Annotated in this window: 11 protein-coding genes and 1 pseudogene; all 12 read left to right on the plus strand. The window is 59.9% G+C overall.

Annotated features, from left to right (window positions below; all coding sequences use genetic code 11):
* Positions 1-240 (plus strand): annotated as a pseudogene (locus FA740_RS19940) (hypothetical protein); the annotation flags it as partial.
* A gap of 58 nt (positions 241-298) precedes the next feature.
* Complete coding sequence (locus FA740_RS18785; RefSeq protein WP_136858331.1) at positions 299-1033, plus strand: HupE/UreJ family protein; 735 nt, start codon at positions 299-301, stop codon at positions 1031-1033.
* Between the two features lie 13 nt (positions 1034-1046).
* Complete coding sequence (locus FA740_RS18790; protein WP_136858332.1) at positions 1047-1694, plus strand: transmembrane anchor protein; 648 nt, start codon at positions 1047-1049, stop codon at positions 1692-1694.
* Positions 1695-2402: 708 nt separating this feature from the next.
* On the plus strand, positions 2403-2696 hold the full coding sequence (relB, locus tag FA740_RS18795; protein WP_136858333.1) for a type II toxin-antitoxin system RelB family antitoxin: 294 nt from the start codon (positions 2403-2405) through the stop codon (positions 2694-2696).
* Positions 2689-2964 carry a type II toxin-antitoxin system RelE/ParE family toxin gene (locus tag FA740_RS18800; RefSeq protein ID WP_136858334.1) on the plus strand — a complete coding sequence of 92 codons (276 nt, stop codon included), beginning with the start codon at positions 2689-2691 and terminating at the stop codon, positions 2962-2964. Before relB ends, FA740_RS18800 begins: the two co-directional genes overlap by 8 nt.
* A 135-nt stretch (positions 2965-3099) precedes the next feature.
* Entirely contained in the window at positions 3100-3441 is a 342-nt protein-coding gene (locus FA740_RS18805) for a hypothetical protein (protein ID WP_136858335.1), read from the plus strand.
* 378 nt (positions 3442-3819) lie between these two features.
* The gene (locus FA740_RS18810; protein ID WP_246053739.1) at positions 3820-4284 is read left to right on the plus strand and encodes a c-type cytochrome; all 465 of its coding nucleotides are present in this window, start codon (positions 3820-3822) and stop codon (positions 4282-4284) included.
* A 61-nt stretch (positions 4285-4345) separates the two neighbouring features.
* Entirely contained in the window at positions 4346-4822 is a 477-nt protein-coding gene (locus FA740_RS18815) for a DUF411 domain-containing protein (protein WP_420873159.1), read from the plus strand.
* A gap of 26 nt (positions 4823-4848) precedes the next feature.
* A complete protein-coding gene (locus FA740_RS18820; protein WP_420873160.1) occupies positions 4849-5382 on the plus strand; it encodes a L,D-transpeptidase family protein in 534 nt (177 codons plus the stop codon).
* A gap of 114 nt (positions 5383-5496) precedes the next feature.
* A complete protein-coding gene (locus tag FA740_RS18825; protein WP_136858338.1) occupies positions 5497-5904 on the plus strand; it encodes a hypothetical protein in 408 nt (135 codons plus the stop codon).
* Between the two features lie 72 nt (positions 5905-5976).
* A complete protein-coding gene (locus FA740_RS18830; RefSeq protein ID WP_136858339.1) occupies positions 5977-6195 on the plus strand; it encodes a hypothetical protein in 219 nt (72 codons plus the stop codon).
* Positions 6192-7303, plus strand: a 1112-nt coding sequence (locus FA740_RS18835; protein ID WP_136858340.1) for a TolC family protein, incomplete at its 3' end; no start/stop codon positions are given. The genes FA740_RS18830 and FA740_RS18835, both read left to right, overlap by 4 nt.

A 7303-nucleotide genomic window follows, 5' to 3' on the forward strand; every position in this document is an offset into this window, starting at 1 on the left:
GTGGCCGAGCATACCGACATGATCGCTGATCATGGCCACTCGCACGGGTTCGCAGAGGATCTTGTCTGGGCGCTGCACGGTCACAGCCATGACGTGGCCGACCATGATCACAGCCAGGCCATGCTTGTCCCCGGCGCCGGTGCACACCCAAGGGTGGCTTGGCGCGATACGTTCCGGCTGCGGGCGTCATGGGACGGACCGCAGCGGGTCTATCTTATCGAGCGACCTCCGCGGGCCTGATCGGTGCCGCCACCGCGCGGTGTATCCGAACAGACAGACCCTTACCGGAGACTTTTCCATGACCTCAACCTCGGGGGTCCTGCGCGCCTTGGCACCACGCCAACCGGTCGCGCTGACCTTGATCCTGCTGGCGGCAGTCCTGCTGACGGCCGCCCAAGCTCTTGCCCATAACGTCACCGCCGGTGACGCGGGCTATATCCAGGAAATCTGGGGGGTGCAGATCATCCCCTTCATCTACCTTGGCGCCAAGCACATGGTGACCGGCTACGACCACATCCTGTTCCTGCTGGGCGTGGTGTTCTTCCTCTACCGGATGAAGGATGTCGGCATCTATGTCAGCCTGTTCGCCATCGGCCATTCGGTCACCATGCTTCTTGGCGTCTGGTATGGCTGGGGCATCAACGCCTACATCATCGACGCGATCATCGGACTGTCCGTGGTCTACAAGGCGCTGGACAACCTTGGCGCCTACCAGAAATGGTTCGGGTTCCAGCCCAATACCAAGGTCGCCACGCTGATCTTCGGCCTGTTCCACGGTACGGGCTTGGCCACGAAAATCCTCGACTATGACATCCCGCAGGATGGGCTTCTGGCCAACCTGCTGGCCTTCAACGTTGGCGTCGAGGTCGGCCAGCTGCTGGCCTTGGCAGTGATCCTGATCGTCATGGGCTACTGGCGTCGCAGCCCCAACTTCCTGCGCCAGGCCACCATCGCCAACGTGGTGATGATGGGCCTGGGCATCTGGCTGACCTTCAACCAGGTCGCCGGCTATATCGCTTCCACCTCTGCATAGATTGGATATTCTCATGCACAATGCACCCAAACCCAATATCGACGAGCTGCCCACCAAGGCGCAACTGCGCCGCTCCACGATCCTGGCCGGCATCGGTGCGGCGGTGATCGCGGTCACCGTCTATCTTCCTGCTGAATACGCCATCGACCCTACCGGGATCGGCCGGGTCATCGGCCTGACCGAGATGGGCGAGATCAAGGTCCAGCTTGCTGCCGAGGCCGAGGCGGATCGTCTGCTGGACGAGCAGCGCGCCACCCAGCAGCCCTCTCCGGACCAGACATCAAGCGTCCTGGATAGCGTCATGGGTCTGCTTATCGGCACGGCCCATGCGCAAGAGGCACAGGAGACCTGGACGGACACCGTGACCTTCACGCTGGAGCCGGGCGACACGGCCGAGATCAAGCTGACGATGGCGGCTGGAGACGTGGCCGAATACGCGTGGACCGCCGAGGGCGGTCGGGTCAACTTTGACCTCCATGCCCATAGCGGCGGCGAGTCCATCGACTACGAGCGCGGCAGCGGCGCGACGGACGGCGAGGGCAGTATCGAGGCACCCTTTGCCGGTGATCACGGCTGGTTCTGGCGCAACCGCGACAGCACGCCCATCAACATGACGATCAATGTGCGCGGCGAGTATAGCGCCGTGGTGGAAACCTACTGAACCTGGGGCAGCCATTCGTAATCGACGCGATTGGCTGCCCTTCTTTGCTCGGACTTTGGTGCTCTTGTCACGCAAGCCTAGACCGGACGGTCAGGCCGATGATCATCATTTTGCTGCTCTAAGAATTTTCGAATGTGATCAAAGCAATCTATGGTGGGACATGCGAACGGCCGGAAGGTCCCGCATAGCTGCCACCAGCGCGGCGCACATGTATCGACGTGAAAAGCCCAGAGCAGCCGCTAGTGCTCGCCACAGCATGAACGGGCGCTTAGATCTGGGCGCTGTATGCTTCCTGAGCCACCTTGCTGTCGGCAAAAAAGCATGGGGACGACCTGCAGAGTTGCTTTAATTTGCGCAACGGCTTTTTTGGCACTCCAGTGATCCACTAGCGGCGTGCAGGTGGGTCGCAAGGAAACCGCACGTTTTTCTAACAGCGCCTTAACCTCTCGGTCCCTTGTCCTGACCACCTGTGCTGACGCACCTTGGTTGACCTTAACCTCAGCCATCATCACGCAGCCACCGGACACTGATGACTTATCCACAATTTTCGGGGGTAATATCGGGGATAAAGCGATAACGTTAAACGCTACAGTGCCTTGCGCCTTATTCTTGAAGCGGCATTCTACACTGCTGAGCCAGATGAGGCCAAACAAGTCTTGATCCTCCTATGTCATTGTGTATCTCATATGAGATACCAAGGAGGATTGAATGCCCACCCATACCTCGATGCTGCATGTTCGTGTGGACGATCATCTCAAGGCACAGGCCAGTAGCGCACTGGCAAGTGTAGGCCTGACCCTATCAGACGCAGTCCGTATCCTGCTGACCCGTGTGGCCGCTGAAGGGGGTCTGCCGGCCGGTCTGACTACAAATCCTGAAAGCTATGATAGCTGGTTCCGGGCGAAGGTGCAGGAAGCGCTGACAGACACCCGGCCTGGCGTTCCACATGACCAGGTCATGCGTGACGCCCGGGCATTGATCGACGGAAAACGGGGTGCCTGAACTCGAATGGAAAGCCTTCGCAGTCGCTGACCTCATGGCAATTGTCGACTATATCTCAGATGACAATCCTGATGCCGCTTTTGCTCTGATGGAGGAAATTCAGGGAAAGGTTTCGCAACTTCCAATGCATCCCAAGCGGTGCCGGTCAGGACGCGTTCAGGGAACACGTGAATTGGTCGTTCGCCCGAACTACATTATCATCTATGCTGAGACGCCGTCTGTCGTGACGATCCTTCGCGTGCTTCATGCCGCGCAGATGTGGCCCTGATAAGCGATCGGTCGAAACACAAGGGCGGGCGTCGGCTCAGCGGCAGTGTCCCGGTCAGATCCATCCTGTTCCGGTCACGGCAACGCGATCATCTTGTCGTGGATTTTTCTGCAGCATGCCGCTAACTCGATAGTCATGAAGAACTATCTGCGGGCCCTGTTTCTTGTCACCTTCACCGTATTTGCGGTTGCATCGATCATGCCCGCGCCGACGACTGCCGCGTCAGTGCCCGATGACGGCATGATGGCAATGGCACATTTCGGCATGTCAGAATGCCTGGACTGCAGTGACAGGGGTGAAATTGGAACGGCGGGCTGCAATCTTATCTGTGCGGCGGGGGGCTTCGTCACGGTTCCTGAATTCCAGACCTCTGATTTCAGACACGCTCGGCGCCTTTCGAAGCGGCAGGTTGCCGATGTCATGTTCAGTGACCTGAATTGGCTGCCGTTACGAAGCCCCCCACGCCCATTCATCTGATTTGACTGCCGCTGCGGCTGGCGACGCTTGCGCACAAGGTTTTGTGCCCTTGAGCTCGCTCGCCGCTAGGACTGCTGAATCCATTCAGATCGGCAGTCCCGTTTCAAATCCAGATAGTCAGGTGTCCTATGCAGCAAAGTTTGCATGCAGCTTTACACACTCAGTTTTCCCCTGTGATTTCTGCGGTCAATGCCGCTTGCGAAGAATGGCTTGACCACCCTCTGTGGAGGGCAATGGCATGACAGTGATGAATAGCCCCATGGCGAGCATGATGATGCTGGGCTGCGGACTCTTTGCGGTTCTCGTCCTGGCGATCCTGGTCCTGGGCATAGCCGCCCTTCTCAAGTACCTTCGGGGACCGGCATGAGAGTGCGTGCCATGATGCTCGCCGGCCTGTCATTTGCCGGTGTAGCGACCGCGGCAGCTTTCGCCCAGGTCAATCGGTCCGAAAGGGCTGAAGTGGCTTTTCTGGGCGTCCCCGTCACGGCACAAGAGATCGCGCAAGGAAAAGAACTCTACGCGCAAAATTGCGCGTCATGCCACGGCCCGGATATGGAAGGACAGCCAGACTGGAAACGAACGCTGGAGAGCGGGCGGATGCCGGCACCGCCCCATGACGAAACAGGGCATACATGGCACCATTCAGACAGTCAGCTTTTCACACTGACCAAGCTGGGGGTCGGTAGTGTCGTGCCCGGCTATGAAAGCGACATGCCGGCCTTTGATGGCATTCTGACGGATGCAGAAATCCGTGCCACCCTGGCCTACATCAAAAGCACATGGCCCAAGCGCCAATACGAGTATCAGGCCGAGGTCTCCGACCGTGAGGGACCCGAAGAATGATCGCAGCAAAATCCACAAGCCAATCGGCGGTCCCTGGCCGCCTTTTCTGGGAGGATCGGCGTTGAACCTCATCACCCGTCGCTTCGTGTTATTTGCCGCCGCCGCCGTGACCGCACTGCCTGCATTTGGGCAGCTGCCTGTCGTATCCACCACCATTCATGTCGTGGAGGGCAGGGGGTGCGAATGCTGTAGGCAATGGACAAAGCACCTTCAGAATGCCGGCTTTCAGGTCACGAGGGAGGAGCGTTTCGGGACGCTTCTCATGCAGCACAAGATCGATCTCGGCGTTCCCATCGACATGACGTCCTGTCACACCGGGTCAGTCGAGGGCTATTTTGTGGAAGGACATGTTCCAGCCACCGATATCCGCAAACTGCTTCAAGAGCGCCCTGACGCCCTTGGCCTGGCCGTTCCGGGCATGCCCTATGGCAGCCCCGGAATGGGCCCGGAAAGCCACCGTGAGGCTTATGATGTCCTGCTCGTGCTCAAGGATGGAAGCCACACAATCTTTAACCGATACGCCGCTGCGCCGGCCTGATGCATGATCTCCAAGGAGCTCTCTCTATGATGACCTTTAATCGTCGACATGCGTCGCTGGCTATGCTCGCATCCCTTGCTGCATGCGGATCGTCAGGGCCCAGCTCGGCCCCTGCACCGCAATTCAAGCGATACTCTGGCCCGCCGGTAACACAGGTGGCTGTCTACAAGGGCCAACGCCGGATGCACCTGCTGAACGGCCAGACAGTCTTGCGATCCTATGATTTTGGGCTGGGCAACCAGCCGGTCGGTCACAAGCAGTTCGAAGGCGACGGAAAGACGCCCGAGGGGCTGTATTTCATCGACCGCTTCAACCCGCGCAGCAGGTATCACCTATCTGTCGGCATTTCTTACCCCAACGAACAGGACAAGGCTTATGCCGCACAGTTTGGTCGGAGTGCGGGGAGCGACATCATGTTCCATGGGCGAGGCCCGGAGGGGAACGCCCTCGCACCACGCAACCGCGATTGGACAGCTGGGTGCCTTGCCCTCACGGATCAGGAAATCGAAGATGTCTATGCAATGCTGCAGCCGGGTGTACCGGTGATGCTTTATGCGTAGGGTTCTGAATGATCACGTTCGAGCAACGGCAACAGATCGCCGAGATGGTAACATTTCTGCGCAAGACGCTGGAAATTCATTGATGCCTAACTTTCACCCTATTAGACAACACCTATGATCCACGTGCTGCGCCAGCTTGCTATGATCTTCGTCGTGACCTTGGTCTCGATGGGCGTCACTGCATCCGCTGGAAATGCGTCGATGGATCTGAAATGCGACATGATGCTGACGGCCGCGTCCGCCGATGGGTGGGACGATCACACCAAGCACCTCACAGGTGACAGTTCAGATCACTCATTCCAGAACACTGTCGTCGTCGAAGACCATGTGCATGAGGAAGACACGTCTTCCGAAGGACATGGCTCGCATTGCAAGGCCCATGCCTGCCCGGTTACGGCATTTCTGAGTTCCAGTGATATGGCCCAGGCATTTCTGATGAGCCAGATGATCGAGGCCGTTCGTACGGCTCCGCTGGTGGAGTTGACAGTTTCCGAAGGACTGCGCCGCCCTCCGCGGGCCTGATCCGAACGTTGCAAGCCGACGCCTGAACGGGCTGCGGCGACCACCCTTCTGATCTAAAAGCGGATTCATCACATGAAACTTCTGTTTGCGGCTGCGATGCCGCTCGTCGCGGCGGCTTGCGCCCCGCTGGCGCCTCTGGATACGTCCTCCGGGCTTGTCACTGTCGCCGATACCGCGTCGCCGGTTTCGACCCTGCAGGCCGGTCCCGCCGTCACCTATCGAAGCCGCGCCGTTCAGGAACCGGGAAACTGGATCGATCTGAATAATGCGCAAGGCCCGGGTGTCGAATGAAGACGGCATTGGGACTTTCGATGGGCGCACTGCTGTTGCTGACGGCCTGCGCAGATACGGCGACGATGAGCAAAGCCCGCGACGAGAGGGCAGGGTTCGCGACCGTTGCGGGGATCTCCCGGCAGGCAACCGGGGCAGAGGCGGCATGGCTTCAGTCCCCGGCTGAACGGCAGGCCCATGCGCAACGCGTTCGCGCCATCGTTCAGGGAAAGACGATCAGCGCCGAACAGGCGGTTCAGGTGGCACTTCTGAACAACCCCGGCCTGCAGGCCAGTTACGCCGACCTGGGGCTGTCCGCGGCGGACCTGTGGGAGACGGCCCTCGGGCCGGTGCCGAGCGTCGGCATCTCCGTGTCCGGGCTGGTCAGTGGTGATGTCACCCGGTCGGTGGAAGGCACGGTGGCATCGTCCATTCTGGACTTGGTCACGAAGAAATCCCGCACACGGGCCGCTGATCTGGAGTTCCGGCAGGCGCAGCTGGCTGCCGCGGGTGAGACCCTGGCGCTGGCGCACGAAACCCGCCGGACCTGGATCGAGGCCGTCGGTGCGTTCGAGGCCGCCGGACTTGTCGGGCGCGCCCAAGGCGCCGCGGACGCGGCATCCGAGCTGGCAGCACAACTTGGCGAAACGGGAGCGCTGAGCCGTGCCGATCAGGCACGGGAGCATGTGTTCACCGCCGAGCTGGCCGCCGAACAGGCTGAGGCAAGGCTGGAGGCGCAACTGGCGAAAGAAAAATTGGTTCGACTGCTAGGCCTGTGGGGCACCGATACTGATTTCTATGTTCCCGACAGCCTGCCGGCACTGCCGCGCAGCGCGCCAAACCGCGCCAATATCGAACGGATGGCGCTGGAAAACCGCGTCGATCTGGTTGCGGGTCGCCTGGAGCTGGAAGCTGTGGCTGCGCGCTACAAACTGAGCGGCCAGACCCGGATGCTGTCCGATGCGGAGGTCGTGGCGGGCGTCGAAATCGAGCGGGAAGGGCGCGACAACGAACGCTCTCCTATCGTCGATGTTGCCTTCAGCATTCCGGTTTACGACACCAGCGGCCTGATTTCCCGGCGAGGAAAGCTGGAATACCTGCGCTCAGCCAACAGCCTGGCGCAAACGGC

The sequence above is a fragment of the Paracoccus hibiscisoli genome (assembly GCF_005048265.1).
GTDB lineage: Bacteria > Pseudomonadota > Alphaproteobacteria > Rhodobacterales > Rhodobacteraceae > Paracoccus > Paracoccus hibiscisoli.